The 1777-nt window shown below is 73.2% G+C and carries 1 protein-coding gene; it reads right to left on the bottom strand.

Features of this window, described 5'->3' with window-relative positions; genetic code table 11:
* Window positions 1-93: 93 nt before the first annotated feature.
* A complete protein-coding gene (locus tag ACFPZL_RS12870) occupies window positions 94-1773 on the bottom strand; it encodes an ABC transporter permease (RefSeq protein WP_382335756.1) in 1680 nt (559 codons plus the stop codon).
* Window positions 1774-1777 lie beyond the last annotated feature (4 nt).

Raw genomic sequence — 1777 nt, 5'->3', positions numbered from 1 at the left:
CCCCGCCCCGACTGCCGCGCCCGGGTCCGGCCTCGTACCGGACCGTCGCGCCGTCGACGCGCAGACCGCGCCGCACGCGCGGATCCTGCTCGCTCACCATTCGCTGACTCCCGTCCCCCGCCAGCGCTCGGCCAGCAGCATGATACCCGTGACCATCACCCCGAGCAGCACCGCCGCGGCGAGCGCCATCCCGTAGTTGTCCGCTCCCTGCCGGCCTATCAGATCGCCGATCGCGACCGGCAGCGTCTGCGCCCCGGGCCGCACCAGGAACGATGTGGCCCCGAACTCCCCGAGTGCTGCGGCCGCCGCAAAACCGAGTGCCAGTCCCGCTGAACGACCCAGCATCGGCAGGTCGATCGTCGCGAGCACTCGGAGCGGAGAGGCGCCGAGCATCGCCGCCGCGTCCCGCAGACGGGGATCGATGCCGCGGAGTGCGGGCAGCAGGGTGCGCAGCACGAGCGGCAGCGCGACGAGCGCCTGGGCTATCGGGATCAGCACGATCGAGGTGCGCAGGTCGAAACCGATGCCGAGCGGCCGATGCATCGTGAGCAGCAGGCCGAAGCCGAGCGTCACGGCCGAGACTCCGAGCGGCAGCATGACCGCGCCGTCGAGGAACTCGATCCCGCGGCGCAGCGTGCGGCTCCGCGGGCGGCGCGAGAGGACCAGCGCGGTGAGCGCGCCGAGCACGACGGCGAGGAGCGTCGCGACCGCGGCGAACCGGAGCGAGAGGAGGATCGCGTCGAGCACGCCGCCCTGCAGCGCGCTGCCCTCGGGCGGGGCGAACAGGTGCCGGTAATGGGCCAGAGTCCATCGTCCGGCGGTATCTCGGAGCGAACGCGCGACGAGCGTGAGCACCGGCAGCGCGTGGAGCAGCAGGACGGTGGCGGCGAAGCAGAGGATGACGGGCAGGTGCGCGAGTCGCGGCCGCGCCGCTCGCAGGCCGCGGAAGCTCATCGCGATCGCCCGTTCCCGCCGTCGGCGGAGGCCGGAGGAGACGACCATCGCCAGCGCGACGATGGCGAACTGGACGAGTGCGAGCACGGCCGCCGAACGCAGATCCAGGAACTGCATCGTCAGGCGGTAGATCTCCGTCTCGACGGTCGAGAAGCGGCGCCCGCCCAGCACGAGCACGACGGCGAAGGAGGTGGCGCAGAAGAGGAACACGAGCGCCGCGGCCGACGCGATCGCGGGTGTCAACGCGGGCAGGGTGATGGTCCACCAGACGCGGGCCGGCCCGGCGCCCAGCATGCGGGCGGCCTGCTCGGGGCGCGGATCGAGCTGCGCCCAGAAGCCGCCGACGGTGCGCATGACGACGGTGACGTTGAAGAAGGCGAGAGCGAGCACGATCGCGACGAAACCCTGGTCGAGGCCCAGCCAGGCGAGCGGGCCGCCCGGGCCGAGCAGTGCGGCGAAGGCGACGCCGACGACCACGGTCGGCAGCACGAACGGCACCGTCAGCAGCGCGCGCAGCGGGCCGCGGCCCGGGAATCGGAGGCGGTAGAGCACGAACGCGGCCGGAACACCGAGCAGGAGCGAGAGGATCGTCCCGGCGCCGGCCTGGGCGAGCGTCTGGCCGATCACCCGCCAGGTGCGCGGCTCGGAGAAGACTTCGGGGATGCCGGTGAGGTCGAGACGGGCGCCCTCCGCCGTGCCCTCCGTGAACCCGGTCGCGACGAGGGCGAGCACCGGCCAGAGGAAGAACAGTGTCAGGAAGCCGAGCGGCAGGGCAACGGCGAGCGTCCACGCGACGACGGCGAGCGGCCGGGATCGCACCCGG

The organism is Leucobacter soli (assembly GCF_042659205.1).
Taxonomy (GTDB): Bacteria; Actinomycetota; Actinomycetes; order Actinomycetales; family Microbacteriaceae; genus Leucobacter; species Leucobacter soli.
The sequence above is the reverse complement of the archived record's forward strand: the minus strand, read 5'-3'. Positions and strand labels throughout refer to the sequence as shown.